At 67.7% G+C, this 20,486-nt stretch carries 19 protein-coding genes; 11 read left to right on the top strand and 8 right to left on the bottom strand.

Features of this window, described 5'->3' with window-relative positions; all coding sequences use genetic code 11:
- Positions 1 to 42: 42 nt before the first annotated feature.
- The 3 genes from ACZK33_RS14055 to ACZK33_RS14045 all read right to left on the bottom strand — a co-directional run bounded on the left by ACZK33_RS14055 (position 43) and on the right by ACZK33_RS14045 (position 2,171).
- Entirely contained in the window at positions 43 to 480 is a 438-nt protein-coding gene (locus ACZK33_RS14055) for a DUF3806 domain-containing protein (RefSeq protein ID WP_253143706.1), read from the bottom strand.
- A 173-nt stretch (positions 481 to 653) separates the two neighbouring features.
- Entirely contained in the window at positions 654 to 1,127 is a 474-nt protein-coding gene (locus ACZK33_RS14050; protein WP_423175731.1) for a DUF3806 domain-containing protein, read from the bottom strand.
- 162 nt (positions 1,128 to 1,289) lie between these two features.
- Positions 1,290 to 2,171, bottom strand: a complete 882-nt coding sequence (locus ACZK33_RS14045) for a LysR substrate-binding domain-containing protein (protein WP_423175729.1) — start codon at positions 2,169 to 2,171, stop codon at positions 1,290 to 1,292.
- A 121-nt stretch (positions 2,172 to 2,292) separates the two neighbouring features.
- Here ACZK33_RS14045 and ACZK33_RS14040 point away from each other — a divergent pair, with 121 nt between their 5' ends.
- On the top strand, positions 2,293 to 2,991 hold the full coding sequence (locus ACZK33_RS14040) for an ankyrin repeat domain-containing protein (protein ID WP_153855569.1): 699 nt from the start codon (positions 2,293 to 2,295) through the stop codon (positions 2,989 to 2,991).
- 51 nt (positions 2,992 to 3,042) lie between these two features.
- Entirely contained in the window at positions 3,043 to 4,500 is a 1,458-nt protein-coding gene (locus ACZK33_RS14035) for an amidohydrolase family protein (RefSeq protein ID WP_423175728.1), read from the top strand.
- Positions 4,501 to 4,589: 89 nt separating this feature from the next.
- Here the strand turns inward: ACZK33_RS14035 and ACZK33_RS14030 are convergent, their stop codons facing one another.
- Entirely contained in the window at positions 4,590 to 5,519 is a 930-nt protein-coding gene (locus tag ACZK33_RS14030; protein WP_032128095.1) for a LysR family transcriptional regulator, read from the bottom strand.
- 93 nt (positions 5,520 to 5,612) lie between these two features.
- On the opposite strand from ACZK33_RS14030, the gene ACZK33_RS14025 reads away from it, so the two are divergent.
- Positions 5,613 to 6,806, top strand: a complete 1,194-nt coding sequence (locus tag ACZK33_RS14025) for an MFS transporter (protein WP_423175725.1) — start codon at positions 5,613 to 5,615, stop codon at positions 6,804 to 6,806.
- Between the two features lie 737 nt (positions 6,807 to 7,543).
- Here ACZK33_RS14025 and ACZK33_RS14020 read toward each other — a convergent pair.
- Both ACZK33_RS14020 and ACZK33_RS14015 read right to left on the bottom strand, forming a co-directional pair.
- Positions 7,544 to 8,197 (bottom strand): response regulator, encoded by a 654-nt coding sequence (locus ACZK33_RS14020; RefSeq protein ID WP_032128093.1) that lies wholly within the window; start codon positions 8,195 to 8,197, stop codon positions 7,544 to 7,546.
- Positions 8,190 to 11,219, bottom strand: a complete 3,030-nt coding sequence (locus ACZK33_RS14015; RefSeq protein ID WP_423174924.1) for a sensor histidine kinase — start codon at positions 11,217 to 11,219, stop codon at positions 8,190 to 8,192. The genes ACZK33_RS14020 and ACZK33_RS14015 overlap by 8 nt, the downstream gene beginning before the upstream one ends.
- A 96-nt stretch (positions 11,220 to 11,315) precedes the next feature.
- Between ACZK33_RS14015 and ACZK33_RS14010 the strand changes: the two genes are divergently transcribed.
- From ACZK33_RS14010 to ACZK33_RS13980, 7 genes are all read left to right on the top strand, one after another.
- Positions 11,316 to 11,648, top strand: a complete 333-nt coding sequence (locus tag ACZK33_RS14010) for a hypothetical protein (RefSeq protein ID WP_032128091.1) — start codon at positions 11,316 to 11,318, stop codon at positions 11,646 to 11,648.
- 50 nt (positions 11,649 to 11,698) lie between these two features.
- Entirely contained in the window at positions 11,699 to 12,142 is a 444-nt protein-coding gene (locus ACZK33_RS14005) for a helix-turn-helix transcriptional regulator (RefSeq protein WP_053091059.1), read from the top strand.
- Entirely contained in the window at positions 12,139 to 12,795 is a 657-nt protein-coding gene (locus ACZK33_RS14000) for a hydrolase (protein ID WP_423174923.1), read from the top strand. The genes ACZK33_RS14005 and ACZK33_RS14000 overlap by 4 nt, the downstream gene beginning before the upstream one ends.
- Positions 12,796 to 12,797: 2 nt before the next feature.
- Entirely contained in the window at positions 12,798 to 13,223 is a 426-nt protein-coding gene (locus ACZK33_RS13995; protein WP_423174922.1) for a DoxX family protein, read from the top strand.
- A gap of 119 nt (positions 13,224 to 13,342) precedes the next feature.
- Positions 13,343 to 15,190, top strand: coding sequence for an amidohydrolase (locus ACZK33_RS13990; protein ID WP_423174926.1), 1,848 nt, complete (start codon positions 13,343 to 13,345; stop codon positions 15,188 to 15,190).
- A complete protein-coding gene (locus tag ACZK33_RS13985) occupies positions 15,169 to 16,452 on the top strand; it encodes an alginate export family protein (RefSeq protein ID WP_423174921.1) in 1,284 nt (427 codons plus the stop codon). The genes ACZK33_RS13990 and ACZK33_RS13985 overlap by 22 nt, the downstream gene beginning before the upstream one ends.
- Positions 16,446 to 18,095, top strand: coding sequence for an MFS transporter (locus ACZK33_RS13980; protein WP_423174920.1), 1,650 nt, complete (start codon positions 16,446 to 16,448; stop codon positions 18,093 to 18,095). Before ACZK33_RS13985 ends, ACZK33_RS13980 begins: the two co-directional genes overlap by 7 nt.
- A gap of 159 nt (positions 18,096 to 18,254) precedes the next feature.
- Here the strand turns inward: ACZK33_RS13980 and ACZK33_RS13975 are convergent, their stop codons facing one another.
- The gene (locus ACZK33_RS13975) at positions 18,255 to 19,079 is read right to left on the bottom strand and encodes an alpha/beta fold hydrolase (RefSeq protein ID WP_049423090.1); all 825 of its coding nucleotides are present in this window, start codon (positions 19,077 to 19,079) and stop codon (positions 18,255 to 18,257) included.
- Positions 19,080 to 19,265: 186 nt separating this feature from the next.
- On the opposite strand from ACZK33_RS13975, the gene ACZK33_RS13970 reads away from it, so the two are divergent.
- Positions 19,266 to 19,652: a hypothetical protein gene (locus tag ACZK33_RS13970; protein ID WP_071229094.1), complete on the top strand. Its 387-nt coding sequence runs from the start codon at positions 19,266 to 19,268 to the stop codon at positions 19,650 to 19,652.
- A 69-nt stretch (positions 19,653 to 19,721) separates the two neighbouring features.
- Here ACZK33_RS13970 and ACZK33_RS13965 read toward each other — a convergent pair whose 3' ends face one another.
- Positions 19,722 to 20,435: a DUF2968 domain-containing protein gene (locus tag ACZK33_RS13965; RefSeq protein ID WP_478453492.1), complete on the bottom strand. Its 714-nt coding sequence runs from the start codon at positions 20,433 to 20,435 to the stop codon at positions 19,722 to 19,724.
- Positions 20,436 to 20,486 lie beyond the last annotated feature (51 nt).

The following is a 20,486-nucleotide window of genomic DNA, read 5'->3' as shown; positions in this document are numbered from 1 at the left end:
CCACGCCAGTTCCGGTTGCGCCGAGCCATGCTCGGCAGCTTTTCAGGCGTAATCGTCGGCGCGGGTGGCGACAAATTCCTCAAGCCACGCCAGCAGATGGGCGATGTCGATGAGCTCGCCCTGCTCGATGCGCTTGAGCAGCAGCGTGCTGGCGCCGATCTGCAGGCTGCTGTCGGCATAGCGCAGCACCGCGTCGATACCCCAGGCATCGGTGACCTGCATCCAGGCCAGGCCCGGCACGCGCTGGGCCAGGGTGTCACCGAACGCCACGCCCAGTGCTTCCCAGCCATCGCAGTCGTCGCGGTCGATCAGCTCGGCATCGACCACGCGCTGCAGCGTGGTGGCCGCCAGCGGCCACTGCACCGGCAGGGTGGGAAAGCCGGCGGCCACGCGCGCGGCGATCAGCGAGCGCTGGTGCTGCAGATGCGTCTGCAGGGCAGCGGGCAGGGGATCGAAGCGGGTGGGGATTTCGTCGGACATGGCGAGGCGCCGTGGGGCACGGAAACAGGCACTGTAGCCAGAGATGTAGTGCCTTGGTGCGGCAGGTCTGATCAGATATCGATGATCAATGCGCGAACTCTGATTGCTCCCGCAGGTGCAGCATCAAGGTCCGTATACGTCATTCTGCGCGGCTCAATCGTCCTCTCATGGGCTCAGTTGGACTTTAGCGCTTGCTGGATGATGAGCTCCTCGAGGGCTTCAAGCAGATGATTGATCTCGATGGCCTCGCCTTCTTCGACGCGCTTGATCAACAGGGTGACGGCGCTGACGATGCTGTTGGCCTCTCCATAGCGGAGAACCGCATCGACGCCCCAGGCATCGGTTACCTGGGTCCAGGCAAGTTCCGGTACACGCTGTGCTAGACAGTCACCGAATGCGACCCCTAGTGCTTCCCAACCGTCACAATCATCGCGATCGATCAGTTCTGCATCGACTACGCGTTGCAGCGTGCTCGGCAGCAGCGGCCATTGAACAGAAACGGTGGGGAACGCAGATGCGACGAGGGCAGCAACCTGTGCACGCTGCTGCTGCATGTGCGCGATGAGTGCAGGTGGCAGCGGATCGAACCGCATGTCGGCTTCGTCCTTCGGAGCAGGGGTCAAAGTAACCTGGTACGTGCTGGTCATAGGCGGGGTAATCCGGAGAAGGGCGTTCACCACCCTATCGCCCAGACTTTGGGTACGCCATCAGTGGGCCGTTTGCGACAAGCATGTATTTGCTGGCGCACCAGTGCCCTTTTCGATGCCGGATGCTCGTTTCCATCCACGCATGGCGTGGATCTACCGTGGTCAATCCGGTTCGCGCTGCACCTGCCGCCACAGCTCGCTGGCCAGTGCGCGCACGGCATCATCGGCGTCCGCGCGATGCAGCAGGCCGATCTCGTAGTTGTCGATCACCGGCAGCTCGCGCTCTCCATCGATGATGCGGTGCTCGCGGGTGACCGCGCGGCGTGGCAGCAGGCTGACGCCGATGCCATCGGCCACCGCACCCTGGATGCCACTCAGCGACGAACTGGTGAAGGCGATGCGCCAGCGCAGGCCCAGCGCCTCCACGGCGTGGATCATCTCGTCGCGGTACAGCCCGCGTGGCGGGAAGGTGACCAGTGGCAGCGGGTCCTGCTGCAGGCAGCTGCTGCGCAGGCTGTCGATCCAGTGCATCGGCTCGCGCCGGCAATGCACCGCCTGGCGGCTGTTGCGGCGTTGCTTGACCAGCACCAGGTCCAGCTCGCCGTGGTCGAAGCCCTGCGCGAGGTCACGGCTGAGGCCGCTGCTGATCTCCAGTTTCACCTGTGGATGGCGGCGGCTGAAAGCGGCCAGCATGCGTGTGGTCTGTGCGTTGACGAAGTCCTCGGGGACACCGATGCGCACCGCGGTTTCCACGGTGGCGCCGGCCAGCGCCTGTGCCATTTCCTCGTTCAGGTCGAGCATGCGCCGCGCGTAGCCGAGCAGGGTGTGGCCGGCATCGGTGGGGTGTACGTCGCGGTGGCCGCGTTCGAGCAGGCGATGCCCGGCCAGTTCCTCCAGCCGGCGCACCTTCTGACTGACCGTGGACTGGGTCGAATGCAGGCGCGTGGCCGCCGTGGTGAAGCTGCCGCAGTCGGCCACCATCACCAGCGCCCGCAGCAGGTCCAGTTCGAACAGAGTTCTATTCGATTTGGCACTGTCTTGCATTTGAACATTTCACTTCTGGATGCGCGTGACGACTTCTACCATGCAGGGGAGGGGGCAGCAAGCACCGCGCCCCGGTTGTACCGGCATCGCCCGCAGTGCTCGCCGCACAGGAGAACCGAAGATGCGAATCCATCGTTGCCATCGCTGGCCCGCTCCGGTGGGGCGCCTGTTGCTGCTGTGCCTGCTGGCGATGGTCATTCCAGCCTGTTCGGCCACCGCGGGCTCGGCCGATGCCCGCCTGCGCGATGCCGCCGCTCGCGGCGATGCCGAGGCAGTGCGTGGGGCGCTGGAGGACGGCGCCGATCTGGAGGCGCGTGATGGCCAGGGCCGTACCGCGCTGCTGCTTGCCACGCATGGCAACAATGTAGACGCCGCGCGTGAACTGATCGAAGCCGGCGCCGACGTCAATGCCAAGGACGCCATGCAGGACAGCGCCTACCTGTACGCCGGCGCGCGTGGACTGGACGAGATCCTGGCGATGACCCTGGCGCATGGCGCCGACCTGCGCAGCACCAACCGCTACGGCGGCACCGCCTTGATTCCCGCCGCCGAGCGCGGCCACGTCGCCACCGTGCGCACGCTGCTGCGTGCCGGCGTCGCTGTAGACCATGTCAACCGCCTGCACTGGACCGCGCTGCTGGAGGCCATCCTGCTTGGCGATGGCGGCGCGCGCCACGTGCAGATCGTGCAGCTGCTGCTGGAGGCCGGCGCCGACCCCGAGCTGGCCGACGGCGACGGTGTGACGCCGCTGGCGCACGCGCGCCAGCGCGGCTATACCGGAATTGAAACCCTGCTGCGCCAGCACGGCGCGGTGCGCTGAAGACTGTTCCCTTCCACCCGCACGCTGGGCGTGCCCATCAGGATGCTGTCCATGTTCCGTTCCCGTCCGTTGTCCCTTGCCATCCTCCTTGCGGTGGCACCGCTGTCGGCGTCTGCCGCTGAGCGCGCCGACCTGCTGATCCGCAATGCCACCGTGGTCGATGTCGAGCACGCCAGCACCCTGGCGGGGCAGAGCGTGGTGATCCGCGGCGAGGACATCGTCGCCGTCGGCCCGGATGCGCAGCTGCGCAGCCAATGGAGCGCGGCCCGCCAGATCGATGCCAAGGGCAAGTACCTGATCCCGGGCCTGTGGGACATGCACGTGCACTTCGGTGGTGGCCCGGCGCTGATTGAAGAGAACAAGGCGCTGCTGCCGCTGTACATCGCGCACGGCATCACCACCGTGCGTGACTGCTCCGGCGATCTGCCCGAGCAGGTACTGCAGTGGCGCGGCGAGATCGCCAAGGGTGCGCTGTTCGGTCCGCGCCTGCTCAGTTCGGGCGCGAAGATCGAAGGCATCAAGCCGGTCTGGAAGGGCACGATCGAGGTGGGTAGCGAGGCTGACGCCGACAAGGCGATCACCCGCCTGCAGCACGACAAGGTTGATTTCGTGAAGATCACCGACAGCACGCTGAAGCCGGAACTGTTCCTGTACTCGGCCAGTGCTGCGCGCAAGTCCGGCTTCAAGGCCTCGGGGCATATTCCGATGGCACTGACCGTGGAGCAGGCGATCGATGCGGGCCTGGCCTCGATCGAGCATCTGGATTACGCATTCAAGGCCGGCAGCAAGGACGAAGCGCAGATCGCCGCCGACTTCGGTGCCGGTCGCATCGACCGCGCCGAAGCCAACCGCCGCCTCGACGCCAGCTTCGATCGTGATACGGCGATGCACGCCTACCGCGATTTCGCCAAGCGCGGCGTGTTCGTGACCCCGACCCTCAACGGTGGCCGCATCCTCGATTTCCTTGACCAGGATGACCACGCCAACGATCCGTACCTGGCCTACATCGGCCCGGGCCTGCGCGCGACCTACCAGTGGCGCGTGGACCGCGCGGCGAAGGCCACGCCGGCACAGATCGAAGCGCGCCACGCGCAGTACCACCAGGTGGCCGCGGTGCTGCCGATGCTGCAGGAAGCCGGTGTGACGATCATTGCGGGCACCGATGCGGGCTTCCTCAACTCGTTCAACTTCCCGGGCATCGCCCTGCATCAGGAACTGCAGCTGTTCGTGAAGGAGGGCCTGAGCGCATCGCAGGCGCTGTCGGCCGCAACCCGTTCCGGCCCGGCCTGGTTCGGCCAGATGGACCGTTACGGGGGTGTCGCGCAGGGCAAGGCCGCCGATCTGGTGCTGCTGACCGCCAACCCGCTGCAGGACATTGCTGCCACCGAAAAGATCGACAGCGTGATCCTGCGCGGCAACGTGCATGACCGCGCCGCGCTGGACAAGATGCTGGCCGACACCAAGGCCAGGGTCGCAGCGTGGAATGCCGAGGCGGCCAAGGCCAACTGATTGCGGGGCTGGGCAGAATCCACGCATGGCGTGGATCTACCCGTACCATCAGTAGATCCACGCCATGCGTGGATGATGCGGCCGATGACCTAACGCGGCGCCGGCCGCATTCCATGCAATTGCGGCAGCGCGGCCTTCATCGCATCGATGAAGGCGCGCAGCCGCGGCGGCTGCTGGCGCGCGGCGGGAAACACCACGTGTACCGGCAGTGCCGGCGCCTGCCAGTCCGGCAGCAGCTGCACCAGCCGCCCTTGTGCGAGATCGTCGGCGACCAGCCAGGCCGAGACCACCGCTGCGCCCAGCCCCGCACATGCGGCCTGCTGCACCACGAACAGGTTGTCGCTGAGCAGGCGCGGGCTGATCGACAGCGTATGCGCGCGGCCCTGTGCGTCATGCAGCAGCAGGCGTTCGCGGTAGTAGGTGACCAGCGAGATCCACGGCAGTGACTGCGCCTGTTCCGGCGTACTGACTGCTGTGGCGTCCACCAATGAGGGCGCTGCCACGACGATGCGCGGCACTTCGGCGAGCGGTAGTGCGACCATGCGCGGTTCGTCGACGGGGCCCACCCGCACCGCGCAGTCGATGCCTTCTGCGATGAAGTCCGGGCGCCGATCCTCGAGGATCCACTCCAGGCTCAGCTGCGGGTGCTGGGCGAGGAACGCGAGCATGGTCGGCAGCAGCTGCGCCTGGCCGAAGGCGTGCGGCACCATCACCCGCAAACGTCCACGCAGCGTTTCCGGTTCGCCGTGCAGTTCGGCCTGTAGCGACTCCCATTCGTCGACCACGCGTTGCGCATGACGCTGGCAGCGCAGGCCATCCTCGGTCAGCTGCAGGCCGTGGGTGGAGCGCTGCAGAAGGCGCAGGCCTAACTGCCGCTCCAGGGCCTGAAGGCGGCGGCTGACCGTCGGCTGGGTGGTGCCCAGCTGCACGGCCGCAGCAGACAGGCTGCCGGCATCGACGATGCGCAGGAAGGTGCGCAGCAGATCCAGACGATCGGCGCCGGTGGCGAGGTCATTCATGCGCTTTGCGTATGAAGTGTATGTGCGGAAGCCTACTACAGACGCCTCGCGAATACCGGCAGGATACGCCCACTTCCCCCACCGGACTCTCCCATGTCTACCCCCTCGCTGTCCGTCGCTGCGGCACCAACGACCGCGCCTTCCACCCCGTTGGTGCTGGCGATGGCGGCCGGCGCCGGCTTCTCGGTCGCCTCGCTGTACTACAGCCAGCCGATGCTGGGCCTGATCGCCCAGGACCTCGGCGCAGGTGAGCGCGACGCCGGCCTGGTGCCGACCCTGACCCAGCTCGGCTATGCGCTGGGTATCCTGCTGCTGGCACCGCTGGGCGACCGCTTCGACCGCCGCAGCCTCATTCTGCTGAAGTCCGCATTGCTGGCGCTGGCACTGGGCGCCGCAGCGATGGCCGGGCACCTGCCGGGCCTGCTGATGGCCAGCCTGCTGGTCGGGCTGATGGCTACGCTGGCGCAGGACATCGTGCCGGCCGCTGCGGTGCTGGCGCCGGATGCACAACGCGGACAGATCGTCGGCCGGGTGATGACCGGCCTGCTGCTCGGCATCCTGCTGTCGCGCGTGATCAGTGGCGTGGTGGCTGAAGCATGGGGTTGGCGCACGCAGTTCGTACTGGCCGCGGTATCGGTGGCGGCGATGGGCGCGGTGATGGCGCGTGCGCTGCCGCGTTTCGCACCGACCAGCACACTGCGCTATCCGGTGTTGTTGGGTTCACTGCTGGCGTTGTGGCGCGAGCAGCCACAGCTGCGCCGTGCGGTGGCCAGCCAGTCGCTGCTGGCGGTGGGCTTCAGCGCGTTCTGGTCAACCCTCGTGCTGATGCTGCATGCACGGTTGGGGCTGGGTAGTGCCGCAGCGGGTGCATTCGGCATTGCCGGTGCGGCCGGCGCATTGGCCGCGCCGTTTGCGGGTCGATTCGCCGATCGCTTGGGTTGCCACGCCGTGGCGCGGCTGGCGATCGCGGTGGCGCTGCTGGGCTTTGGCCTGCTGTTGACCGAGTCGTGGCTGCCGTCCGCTGCGCTGCTACCGCTGCTGGTGGTGAGCGCGCTGCTGTTCGACTTCGGCTTCCAGTCGGCGCTGGTGGCGCACCAGACGTTGGTCTACGGACTGGTGCCGCCGGCACGCAGCCGGCTCAATGCGTTGCTGTTCACGGGCATGTTCATCGGCATGGCCGCCGGTGGTGCGCTGGGCAGCCTGGCGCTGGCGCAGTGGGGTTGGAACGGCGTGGCCTGGCTGGCGGTGGTGTGCGCGGGTGGCAGCCTGCTGCTGCGTTTGAGGTAAGGATGGTGTTCGGCAGGGCTTGCAGCCCTGCACCTGCTGGAAGCTGGAGCAACAGCAACAGCAACAGCAACAAGCAACAGCAACAGCAACGGCGGGTTTCCTGTGGGGTGGTGGGGCGGTGTCGGAGTGCGGGGACGCCGCAAGTACGTCCTTGTAGGCTTGGCAGCCGCATCCATGCGGCTGACACCCCGCACTCCGACACCGCCCCACCTCTGACAGATTCCGGTGGCTGTTGGTAGGTGTCGACCTTGGTCGAAATATCTGTCAGATATCGAATGAGTCATCCACGCATGGCGTGGATCTACTGTGTCGACCAAGGTCGACACCCACCAGGGCAATACGCCGTTCCGACAGATCGCGGCCAACTGTCGAAGGCGGGGTGGGTCCGGTTGCGGGGGCGTGAGCCGCATGGGCCCGAGGCATGCCTTGGGCGGGTTGGGCAGGACGCCCAACCCCGGTCTTGCCGTGTGCGCAGGACTGCGCACACGAGCAAGCGGCGACCGAGCTTACATGGGTGAGGGCGCTTTGCTTGCGAAGCACGGCTTCGCAAGCGCCCGAACGCACAGCCGCCAGCGGCTGGGCCGGGCCCCGAAGGGGGGACTTGCAGCGCCCCCCGCAACCGGACCCACCCCGCCATCCCATGGAAAGCCCGCTGTTGCTGTTGTTGCTCCTGAGGTTGCCGGCCAGCGGCCGGCACTACCGCAGGTGCAGGGCTGCAAGCCCTGCCGAACAACCCCCTAATCGTGACCGCTGTCGTCCAGGCTGATGATCCCGCGCCGCAGCGCCTGGGTTACCGCATGCGTGCGATCACCCACGCCCAGCTTGTCCATCAGGCTCTTCATGTGCGCCTTCACCGTCTGCTCGGAAATCTGCATGCGCTCGCCGATGCGCTTGTTCGACAGGCCCCCGGCCACATGCCTCAGTACCTCGGTTTCGCGCGGCGACAACCGGTCTTCCACCACATGCGCGGCGATGCTGGCCGCCACCGCCGGGGGAATCGGTGCGCGGCGGCCGCCAGCGACCATGCGGATCGTATCGACCAGCTCATGGCGCAGCATGTCCTTCAGCAGATAGGCGCTGGCGCCGGCCTGCAGTGCCCTTACCGCACGTACGTCACCGCGGTAGGTGGTCAGCACGATGATGCGCGCGCGCGGGTCCATCGCGCGGATCCGCACGATGGCTTCCACACCATCCAGCCGTGGCATCTGCAGGTCCATCAGCACCACGTCGGGCTGCAGCCGCTGGTAGCAGGCGATGGCTTCCTCGCCATCGGCGGCTTCGCCGAGCAGGCGCAGATCGGGTTGTGCGCCCAGCAGCGCCGCCAGGCCGTCACGCAGCAGCGGGTGGTCGTCGACCACCAGCACGCCGATCGGGGCAGGGGACTCAGTCATGGTTTGCTTTACTCCAGGGCCAGCGCCAGCGCGATGGGCGGCGGTGATACAGGCGCCGGGCGGGAACCGCCAGCGCGACTTCGGTCCCCAGTCCGGCGCGGGTCCACAGCTGTAGTTCCGCACCGAGGCGCTGCGCACGCTCACGCATGCCCTGCAGGCCCCAATGACCATGGCCGGCATTGTCGTCGGCGATGCCGACGCCATCGTCGCGCACGTGCAGCAGGAAGCACCGCGTGCCGTAGGACAGCTCCACTTCGATGGCGCTGGCGTTGGCATGACGCAACGCATTGCGGATCGCCTCTCGCCCGATCAGGAACACTTCTTCGGCCGCGTCGGCCTGCAGCGGTGGGGTTGCACCTTCCACGGTCAGGCGAAGTGGGTTGGTGCCATGCCCGGCGTACTCGGCATGCACATCGGCCAGTGCCGAAGCGAGGTCGCGGCCAGCGAACGGTCCCTCACGCAGGGCATTGACCCGCTCGCGGCCCTCGGCCAGGTTACGCTCTGCCAGTTGCATCGCCGATTCCAGCTGGCCGCGTACCGGCTCCGGGGTCTGCGGCGACTGGCTGATCGCGTGCAGGCGCAGGATCAGGCCCTGGCTGCCCTGCAGCAGGGTGTCGTGCAGGTCGCGTGCGATGCGTTCGCGTTCGCCATTGCGTTCCTGCAGGCGCGCGCGGAACAGCGCGGCCAGCTGCCCGCTGCGGATGCGCACCGCCATCACCAGCAGCGCGAGGATCGCGGCCGCACACAGCAGCTTGAACCACACCGTCTGCATGAAAGTGGGGGCGATGCGGAAGCTGCGACTGGCCGGTGCAGTGCTCCAGATGCCGTCTTCGTTGGCGGCTTCCACCTCGAACCGGTAATTGCCCGGGGCGAGGTTGGTGTAGTACGCCCGCGTGCTGCTGCCGGCATCCTGCCAGCCGTCGTCGACGCCGGACAGGCGATAGCGGTAGCGGTTGCGCTCCGGGCGCGCCAGCGACAGCGCCACGTAATCGATCTGCAATTGGCTGGTGCCGGCCGGAAGGCGCAGGCCATCGCGCAGTGGCTCGTGCTCACTGCCATACAGCACTTCGCCGATGCGCACGCTGGGCGCCATGGTGTTGACGTGCGAGCGGGTGGTGTCCAGCCAGGCCAGGCCCTGGTTGGTGGCCAGCCACAGCAGTCCGTCATCGGCCAGCGTGGCGGTGGCGATCGGTCCGCTCTGCAGGGCGATGCCCGGCATGCCATCCACTGCATCGAACAGGCGTGGCGTCACCGGCAGCCCGGTCCGCAGCGTCCGTCGCAGCTCATCGCTCCCCAGCCGGACCAGGCCACGGCTGCCATTGAACCAGAGGTGTCCGTTCGGATCGGCCACCATGCCGGTGATGCCTTCCAGTACACCGGCCATGTCGGTTCGCACCGGAACGAAACGACCGTTGCCAACGCGCGCAGCCAGACCGGCTTCGCCGGCGACCAGCAGCAGGTCCTGGTGATGCAGCATTGCGGTGATCGGCCCGACCGACAGGCCCTGGCTGGCATCGAAGCTCTCGATGTGGCCCGCGCTCATCCGGCGCAGGCGGCCGTCGGCATAGCCGAGCAGCAGCTGGCCATGGGCATCCAGCGCCAGCGATGAGCAGGCCTGCTCGGGCAGGCGGACCTCGCGCTGCCATTGGCCATGCAGGTAGTGCAGGACGCCGCGTTCACCCGTGCATACCCAGGCCTGCGCGTCGTCGGGGAACAGCAGGGCGTGCAGCGGTTGCCCGGTGAACGGGGCCGGCAGCGGGATCAACGAGGTGTGGCCGGCGACCGTGCGCGCAAGATTGACCCAGTCGAACTGCCAGATCGGCGTGGGTGCCTGGCGCGCGGCGGCCTGCAGCTGCGGGGCACTGCCATCCAGCAGAGTGCGCCGCAGATCGTAGGGTTTGAGGTCTTCGCCATAGCCATACACGCGGCCATCGCTGGCCCGCACCAGCGAGCGGTAGGGATCACTCGGGCCCACTGCCAGGGTGTGCACGCTGCGTGCGCGGAAGCGGTTGAGGCCGAGATTGGTGCCGACCCAGAGATTGCCTTCGCGATCGACGATGATCGGCACCGCGGAGGTGGCGGTCAGCCCGTGCGGCGAATCGAAACGCTCCATGCGCACGGCGCGGCTGCCGTCGAAGGTGATGCGGGCGACGCCGCCGTGCGGGCTCATCGTGGCCCATAACGCGCCATCGGCAGTGAACTGCAGGCGTGCAGCAACCAGTTCCGGAAGACGCCGCGCTTCACGTTCGCTGGCTGCCAACAGGCCCTGCGCGTTGGCCAGGGGTGAGGTGCCGCGCACCCGGTCGGCCAACCACACTTCACCCTGCGGGCTTTCGGCCAGCGTTGCCATCTGCGAGACCGCGATGCCGGTGTCCTCGAACGTGGTCTGGCCGGCCGCACGCATCCAGATCTTCAGGTCGGCCAGCACCCAGAACCTGCCCCGGCTGTCGTGCAGCACCCACTGCACACGGCGCTCGGGCAGGCCGGCTGCGGCCGGCAGTGGCTGCCAGCGCTGTCCATCAAAGCGGCGCAGCCCGCCATTGATCGCCGCCCACAGCTGGCCCTGGCGATCCTGGCTGAAGCGTGGGACCACGCCGACCGGCACCCCCTGCTCGCGGCCGTAGTTGTGCAGCCTCCCCTGTGCGAACCGGCTGATGCCGGCCTGGAAGTAGCCGATCCACAGGGCATCGTCGGCGGCATGCGCCAGCGTGACCATGTTGGTGGACGGGAACTGGCTGCCGACGGGCGCTGCCTGCCGTTCGAAGCGACGGCCATCGAAGCGGTACAGGCCCGAGCCGGTGGCCAGCCACAGCAGGCCGTCGCGGTCCTGGGTGATGTCCCAGATATCGCCGGGTGCACCCTGGCCGACCCGCCACGCGGTGTGCTCGTAACCGGGCAGCCCGCCGCTCACCGGCGGGCGCTGCACGGCAAAAGCGGGCAGGGCGGTCCACAGCAGCAGGCACGTCAGCAGCGTCGGCAGGCGACGCAGGAACGGGAAGGGGCGGCCACGCATGGCGCGCATTCTGGCAGGTGCGGGGCAGTCCGGGGTGACCCGAACGGGGTAGGCGGCGGCCGCCGCGGTCGGTTATCACGCCGGCATGCCCTGTGGAGCCCGGCCATGCAGCGCCTGTTCGTGATGTTCCCCGACCGCGGGCCGGGCATCGGCCTGCTGTGGCTGCGGCTGTGCCTGTCCGCGGCACTGTGCACGCCCGGCACGCATGCGGGCGGGTGGTCGGCGCTGTGCCTGCTGGCAGTGCCGATGCTCACGCTGGGTGTGTTGACGCCACTGGCCGTGCTGATGGCGGCCGTGGGCCTGTTCGCGCAGCAGGCGCCGTGGTCACAGGTGGTGCTGCCCTTGGCGCTGTTGATGTTGGGCCCTGGCGCCTATTCACTGGATGCGCGGTTGTTCGGTCGTCGCCTGCTCGGGCGTCGGCCTCCCCCATTCGGGTAGGTGCTGGCCTCGACCGACGGGGGTAGGGCATCGTGCGGCGGCCACGCACCATGGGGCACCCCCTCGCGGCGTCCCGCATGGCCACCGTCTTTTCGCCCGATCCGCCCGCCGTGGCGCTGGCACCGCAGCAGGCCGCCGCATTGCAGCGCGCCCTGCGCTATGTCGATGAGCACCTGTCGCAGCCGCTGCGGGTGACCGAGCTGGCCGCAGCCGCCTGCGTCAGCCGCTTCCATCTGGTGCGCCTGTTCCGGACCGGTACCGGCGCCAGCCCGCTGCGCTACGTGCGCCGTCGCCGCATCGAACGTGCGCGCCAGTTGTTGCCGGTCGCGCAGCTGCCGATGTCGTGCCTGGCGCAGCAGCTGGGCTTCTTCGACCAGAGCCATTTCGTCCGCAGCTTCCGCGCCGAGACCGGCTGCAGCCCCGGCCAGTACCTGGCCGGCGATGCGGCCCTGTTGCTTCCCCCTGATCGTGTTTCCAACGGAGTCCAACCATGAACCTTGCCACCGCCACGCCCGCCCCGGCCCTGTTGTCGCCCACCGACCATGCCCTGGTGCTGATCGACTTCCAGTCGCAGATGGCATTCGCCACCCACACCATCGATATCTCCGCGCTGCGCAACAACGTGTCGTTGATCAGCAAGGGCGCCAAGGGCTTCAACGTGCCGGTGCTGCTGACCACCGTCGCCGAAGCGTCGTTCTCCGGCCCGATGTTCCCGGAACTGCCGGAGATCTTCCCGGGCCAGACGGTGTTCGACCGCACCTCGATGAACACCTGGGAAGACCAGCCGGTGATCGACGAGATCAACCGCATCGGCAAGCGTCGCCTGGTTGTTGCCGGCCTGTGGACCAGCGTCTGCATCGTGGGACCGGCGCTGTCGGCGCTGGCACAGGGCTTCGAGGTGTATGTGATCACCGATGCCTGCGGCGATGTCAGCGAAGAAGCCCACGAGCGTGCGATCACCCGCATGGTGCAGGCCGGTGCAGTGCCGATGACCAGCGTGCAGTACCTGCTGGAGCTGCAGCGTGACTGGGCGCGTGGCGAGACCTACGAGCTGACCACCGGCATTGCCCGCGACCATGCCGGCGGCTATGGCATCGGCATCCAGTACGCCAAGCGCATGTTCGGCGCGCAGGAAGGCGGGCACTGAGCATGCTGGCTGGCCATGGCCTCGACCTGGCCCTGCTGATGCTGCGCGTGGCAGCCGGGGGATTCCTGCTGCCCCACGCGCTGGGCAAGCTGTTCGGTTGGTTCGGCGGTCCTGGGCTGGCCGGTTTTGCCGGCGAGCTGCGCGGCTTCGGCCTGCCAGCGGTGGCACCGCTGCCGCTGCTGCTGGCCCTGCTGCAGGTGCTGTCAGGGCTGGCCGTGCTGCTGGGCTGGCAGACCCGCGTCGCCGCGCTTGCAGCGGCGGCCTTCATCGGCTTCATCGTACTGTTGGCCCTGCCCAAGGGCTGGTTCTGGATGCGCGGCGGCAGTGAGTACCCGTTGATGTGGACCACGGTACTGCTGGCCCTCGCGCTGACCGGGCCCGGCGCCTGGGCACTGGACGGCCAACGCCTTCCGGGAGATCTCGCATGAGTCACGATCCACTCGATCACGGCCGCCGCAACGTGGTGCTGGCCGGCAGCGCCGCGGTGGCGCTGGGCCTGGCCGGCCGTGCCGGTGCCGCACTCGATTCCACTTCCAAGGAGCGTCGCATGAGCACGCTGGTCATCCGCAATGCCCGCATCACCACCCTTGACCCACAGCAGCCGCATGCACAGGCGCTGGCCGTGCAGGAAGGGCGCATCGTTGCCGTCGGCAGCGACGAGGAGATCATGCGTGGCTGGGGCAATGAAGCGACCCTGATCGACGCCCAGGGCCGGCGCCTGCTGCCCGGCCTCAACGACAGCCATACCCACCTGATACGTGGTGGCCTGAACTACAACCTGGAACTGCGCTGGGACGGCCTGCGTTCGCTGGGCGATGCCTTGGACATGCTGAAGGCGCAGGTCGACCGCACGCCTGCACCGCAGTGGGTGCGCGTGGTCGGTGGTTTCACCGCCACCCAGTTCAACGAGAAGCGCCTGCCCACGCTGCAGGAGCTCAACGACATCGCGCCGGACACGCCGGTGTTCCTGCTGCACCTGTACGACCGGGCGCTGCTCAACCGTGCCGCGTTGCGCGCCTGCGGCTATACCAAGGACACCCCGGATCCGCCGGGCGGGCAGATCGTGCGTGATTCGCTCGGCAACCCGACCGGGCTGCTGCTGGCCAAGCCCAACGCGCTGATCCTGTACGCGACCCTGGCCAAGGGTCCGAAGCTGCCGATCGAGTACCAGGCCAATTCCACCCGTCATTTCATGCGTGAGTTGAACCGTCTCGGCATCACCTCGGTGATCGACGCCGGCGGTGGTTTCCAGAACTACCCCGAGGACTACCAGGTCATCGAGCAGCTGCACCGCGATGACCAGCTGACCGTGCGCATCGCCTACAACCTGTTCACCCAGAACAAGGGCAAGGAAGTGGATGACTTCCGCGGATGGAGCGAGATGCTGCAGCCGCGGCAGGGTGATGACCTGCTGCGCCACAACGGTGCCGGCGAGATGCTGGTGTTCTCGGCGGCCGACTTCGAGTTGTTCAACGAGCCGCGCCCGGAACTGCCGCCGGAGCTGGAACCGGAACTGCACGATGTGGTGAAGCTGCTGGTCGAGAAGCGTTGGCCGTTCCGCATCCATGCGACGTACGACGAGAGCATCACCCGCGTCCTCGATGTGTACGAACAGGTCAACCGCGAGGTGCCGTTCGATGGCCTGCACTGGTTCATCGATCACGCCGAAACCATCACCCCGCGCAACATCGAGCGCATCCGTGCGCTGGGTGGCGGCATCGCCGTGCAGCATCGCATGGCCTATCAGGGCGAAGCCTTCGTCGAGCGCTACGGCGTGCAGGCGGCGCGGCATACGCCGCCGGTCAAGCACATGCTGGCCGAAGGCGTGCCGGTCGGTGCTGGAACCGATGCCACCCGTGTGGCCAGCTACAACCCATGGGTGGCGTTGTCCTGGCTGGTGACCGGGCGCACCGTCGGCGGGCTGGCCCTGTATGGCGATGAGAACCTGCTCGAACGTGAGCAGGCACTGCGCCTGTGGACCCAGGGCAGTGCCTGGTTCTCCGGCGACGAAGCAGTGAAGGGTACGTTGAAGGCCGGCCAGTTGGCCGATTTCATCCTGCTCTCGGCCGATTTCTTCCGCGTGGATGATGCGCAGATCGCCGACATCACCAGCGTGTTGACCGTGGTCGGTGGCCGCATCGTGCATGCCGACGCCGACTATGCAGGGCTTGCGCCGCAGCTGCCGCCGGCGATGCCCAACTGGTCGCCGGTCAACCGGTTCGGTGGCTACCACGTCGGCGGTGCCGCCACCGGATTGGCCGCCGCCCATCGCCACCATCACGGTGTGGCCTGCAGCACTCACGGTGCTCATGGTCATGCTGCACGGCACGCGGCGCCCACCGATGACCTGACCGCGTTCTGGGGCGCGATGGGATGCTCGTGCTTCGCGTTCTGAGCCTGGCATTGCTGGCCGCACCGTCGCTGGTGCAGGCCTGCGACGGCGGTCATTGCAGCGCGGCTGGGGACGGCCAGCTGCAATGGGACGCATCGCTGCGGGCGCGTGGCCTGTACTACGACCCGACCCGGTTCGGCATTGGCGGCAGCGAGGATGGCTATGGCCTGCTGCGCGCGCTGGCCTCGGCCACCTATGTGGAAGACAGCTGGCAGGCGAAGTTGCAGCTGGGTGTGCATGGGGAGAATGGCAAGGCCGGCGGCCCGGGTCGCACCGACCGCAGCGCGCTGGATGTGCAGCAGGCGTACTGGCGCTGGCAGCGCGATGGCTTCCATCTGCAACTCGGCCGGCAGGAAGCCGGCTATGGCAGTTCACGACTGCTGTCGGTGCGCGACGGGCCGAACATTCGCCTGGCGTTCGACGGTGCGCGTGTGGGTTGGAAAGGCCGCCTGGGTACGCTTGATCTGATGGCATTGCGGCCAGTGGAAAACCGACCGGGTGCCTTCGATGATCGCGGCGAACACGGCGCCCACCTGTGGGGTGCCTATGCCACCACGGCGCGCGGGCAGCGGGCGGGTCAGTGGGATCTGTACCTGCTGGACTACCGCCGCGACGGCGCGCGCTTCGCCGCGGGTGTGGGTACCGAACGTCGGCAGACCGTGGGCGCGCGCTGGTTCGGCCAGGCCGGTGCACTGGACTGGAACAGCGAGCTGGTGGCGCAGGGCGGTGAACTGCGGACGACCGCCGGCACCCTCGATATCCGCGCCTGGACGCTGGCGACCGATACGGGGTGGCGCTGGACGAACCTGCCGCTGCAGCCGCGGCTGGGGTTGAAGGCAGACATCGCCAGTGGCGATGGCAACCTGCATGACGGCCGGCTGGGAACCTTCAACGCCTTGTTCCCGAAATCGGCCTACTTCAGCGAGGCCAGCCTGCTGGCCCCGGCCAACCTGATGGACCTCCAGCCAACCCTGACCCTGCGCCTGCACGACGCGGTGACGACGGAACTGGGCGTACAGATGGCCTGGAAGCATCGTCGTGCCGATGCGGTCTACACCACGCCGGCACCGCTGGTGGCGTTGCCAGGCAGCGCCGGTGGCGCGCGCCGCATTGGCAATCAATACAAATCCGAAACACGCTGGCAGGCCAGCGAACACTGGCAATGGCAGCTTCAGCTGGCCTGGGGCGATGCCGGTCCTGCACTGAAGCAGGCCGGAGGCCAGGACACGCTGTTCGCCTCGATCGTTGGAGCATGGCAATGGTGAACGCAACCGCGTCGCAACCCCCCGCACAGGCCGCAGGTGCCTGGTCCCCGCTGAAGATCCGGATGTTCCGCTCGATCTGGCTGGCGATCCTGGCCAGCAACATCGGCACCTGGGTCAACGATGTGGCCGCTGCCTGGGTGATGGCCGAGCGTACCGGCTCACCGTTGATGGTGGCGCTGGTGCAGTCGGCCACCACGGTGCCGATCGTGCTGCTGGCGCTGGCCGCCGGCACCCTGGCCGACATCGTCGACCGCCGCAGGTACCTGCTGGCCACCCAGGGCTGGATGCTGCTGGTCGCCGCGGTGATGGCGGCGCTGACCGCGATGGACATGCTGACGCCGCAGCTGCTGGTGCTGCTGACCTTCTGCATGGGCTGCGGTGCGGCGATGGCGATGCCGGCACAGGCCGCGATCGTATCCGAACTGGTGCCGCAGCCGATGCTGGCCTCGGCGGTGGCGCTGAACTCGATCGGCATCAACATCGCGCGCTCGATCGGCCCGGCCATCGGTGGTGTGATCGTCGCCCAGCTCGGTGCGGTCTGGGCATTCGGCTTCAACGCCATCACCTTTGCCGCGATGCTGTTCGTGGTGTGGGGCTGGAAGCGCGACCCGAAGCAATCCAGCCTGCCGCCGGAAGGCTTCGGTGCCGGCCTGAAGGCGGGCCTGCGCTATGCCAGCCGCGCCGGGCGCCTGCAGGCGGTGTTGATCAAGTCGGTCGGCTTCTTCTTCTTTGCTGCAGCAATGAATGCACTGCTGCCGGTGGTGGTACGCGGCCAGATGCAGGGTGGGGCGGGGCAGTACGGCATGCTGCTCGGCTGCATCGGGATCGGTGCCGTGGGTGGTGCGTTGTTGCTGCCGAAGCTGCGCGCGCAGATGGATCGCGACCTGCTGGTGCTGCTGGCCACGCTGTCGCTGGCGCTCAGCCTGGTCGGGCTGGCGCTGACCCGCAGCTGGTACGTGCTGCCCTTGGTGATGCTGATCAATGGCTTTGCCTGGATCACCGTGCTGTCGTCGCTGCAGATTGCCGCGCAGACCGCAGTGCCAGCGTGGGTACGGGCGCGTGCACTGGCGCTGTACATCATGGTGTTCTCCGCTGGCATGGCGGCCGGTGGCCTGAGCTGGGGCGCGCTGGCGCAGCGCACCTCGCCGGAGCTGGCGTTGCTGGTGGCGGCTGCCGGCGCGGTGATCGGCGGATTGCTGGTGTGGCGCGTGCGCATCGCTGGCACCGAGGATCTGAACCTGCGTCCGGCCGGGCACTGGCCGGCACCGGAACTGTCGGTGCCGGTATCCAACGATCGCGGCCCGGTGCTGGTGACCATCGAGTACCGCATTGACGATGCTGATCGAGCCGCGTTCCTGGCACAGATGCGTGCGCTGGGCACGATCCGCCGCCGCGATGGCGCGGTGGTCTGGGGTGTGGTGGAGGACGTGGCCAGCCCGGGCATCCACCTTGAGTATTTCGTGACCCCGTCGTGGCTGGAGCATCTGCGCCAGCACGAACGCATCACCGCCGATGACAAGGCGATCCAGGAAGTGCTGCGCGGGCTGCATCGCGGTGAGCGTGCACCGGTGGTGCGCCACTTCGTGGGCGGGCATGACCCGCTGCCGAAGACCGGGGTCCCGCACCACCACAGCGATATCTGATCCAAAAAGGGGACGGAGGGGATTAAGTCGTTTGTGCACAAACGACTTAATCCCCTCCGTCCCCTTTTTGCGCGATCAATCCATCCCGATCCTGCGCAGCCGGCCAGCGGCCGGCTCTACCACAGGGGCGGCGGCGCTGGGTGGCGCCGCCGCAGTGCCTCACCCGCGTGCGAACGCCAGCAGGTCGGCGTTGAATCGGTCGGCGTGGGTGACGGTCAGGCCGTGCGGCGCACCGGCGTACACCTTCAACTCGGCGTCCTTGATGATCTGCGAGGACAGCTTGGCCGAGGCATCGAATGGCACGATCTGGTCGTCATCGCCATGCACCACCAGCGCTGGCACATCGATCTTCTTCAGGTCCTCGGTGTAATCCACTTCCGAGAATTCGTGCACGCAGTCGTACTGGCCCTTGACGCCGCCGAGCATGCCCTGCAGCCAGAACGAATCACGCATGCCCTGGGTAACGCTGTTGCCGTCGCGGTTGGCGCCGAAGAACGGCGTGGTCAGGTCCTTGAAGAACTGCGAGCGGTCACCGCCGGTGCCCTTGCGGATGCCGTCGAAGACCTCCAGCGGGGTACCGGCCGGGTTGGCATCGGTCTTCAGCATCAGCGGCGGCACGGCGCCGACCAGCACCACCTTGGCCACGCGCTTGCTGCCGTGGCGCCCGATGTAATGGGCTACTTCGCCGCCACCGGTGGAGTGGCCGACCAGGATCGCGTCCTTCAGGTCCAGCGCCTCGAGCACGGCGGCCAGGTCGTCGGCGTAGGTGTCCATGTTGTTGCCGTCCCAGGTCTGGCTGGAGCGGCCGTGGCTGCGACGGTCGTGAGCGATCACGCGGAAGCCGTTCTGGCCCATGAACAGCATCTGCGGGTCCCAGGCATCGGACGACAGCGGCCAGCCGTGCGCGAACACGATCGGCTGGCCGGTACCCCAATCCTTGTAGAAGATGCGCGCGCCGTCGGCGACGGTGACGAAGTTGCTCATTGTGGTTTCCTTGACGGAAGGGAGGGAGGGCGCTGGCGTGGATGCCGGTGCCTTCGGCAGTACAGCGCAGCGCCAGACCCACGACTTGCACGGCTGTGCTGGATTACGCCGGATGTGACGTGTATCGCTCTGGCACGAAGCCGTGCCGGCATCGAGGATGGCGGCAGCCCTGACGAGGAGCCTGCAATGTCGAACGCGTGTTGGAGCCCGCTGTTGTACCTGCTGCTGGCGACGGGGGCGCATGCTCAGACCAACGTCTACAAATGTGTGGACGGGCCGCATCCGGTCTACCAGCAGACGCCGTGCCAGGGGCGCGCGGAATGGCGCTGGGAGGTGCCGGCGGAGCCGCCCTCGACAGGTGCGAGCGCGGCCAAGGCAGCGAGCCCAGCTTCAATGCGTCCGCGTGTGGTGCAGCAGCGGCGTGCGCGGGCTGCAGTGATACCGATCAGCGCGGATCCCGCCGCCTGTGAGCGCGCGCGGCAGCATCGTGGGAAGGTGCTGGCCAATGGCAAGCGCATGGACTTCGTGCAGCGCCGGCAACTGGACGATGCCGTGCATGAGGCGTGCCGTTGAAATGGAATGGTGCCGGAAACGACAACGGCGCCCGTAGGCGCCGTTGGACGGCACGCCAGGCGCTGGACCTCAGCGACCGTCGCTGGCGGCCGCCGGTGCCGGCGAGGGTACGGTGTCCGGCTTGGGCAGGCTCAGCTCCGGGTTGCCCTGTTCGGCCTGCAGGATCTGGATGCGGCGCTGCAGGGAATCCAGCTGGCTGTTGGTGCTCTGCACGTCGCTGCTCAGGCTGACCGCCTGCTGCTGGGCCTGCTGCAGGGCAGCGCTGACCTGGGCCGACTGTGCCTGCTGCTGTTCCATTTCCTGCTGCAGGGTGCGCAGGCGCTCCTCGTTGTAGGCCACCAGGCGCTCCGTATAGCGCTTGCCGGCTTCCAGTCGGGCGGTGTCGATGTAGACCTGGGCCAGCTGCTCTGACTGCTGCGCGAAGGTGCGGTAGACACGCTCGGCGTTGTCGACGGCATCGGTCTTGATCACCCGCCAGAAGTTCTTCTCCTGGAACAGGGCGACGTAGTAGGTCAGGGTGTTGGCATTGAACAGCAGGCTGGCGCCGTAGTTGCCGTTGTAGGTGGTGCGCAGCTCGGTCAGCTGGCGGGCATCCATCAGCTGCTTGAGCTCGTCAACGGTGTTGCGCACCACCGGTGCGGTACGTGCGGCCGGCTCTGCGGCTGCTTCGCGGTCGCCACGGGCAGCCATCGCCGCCGGTGCCACCAGCATCATGGCCACGGCCAGCAGTGCCGCGCCGCGCGCGTGCCGGGCGAAGACCGCGCCCCCTGAAGTTTCTCGCATGTCTAGACCATCCACGGATGAGTGTGGGTTGAGATGAAGGTGGTTCCCCGC

This window comes from Stenotrophomonas sp. 86156_Sma, assembly GCF_056481625.1.
This window is presented reverse-complemented; position numbering and strand designations above follow the sequence as displayed.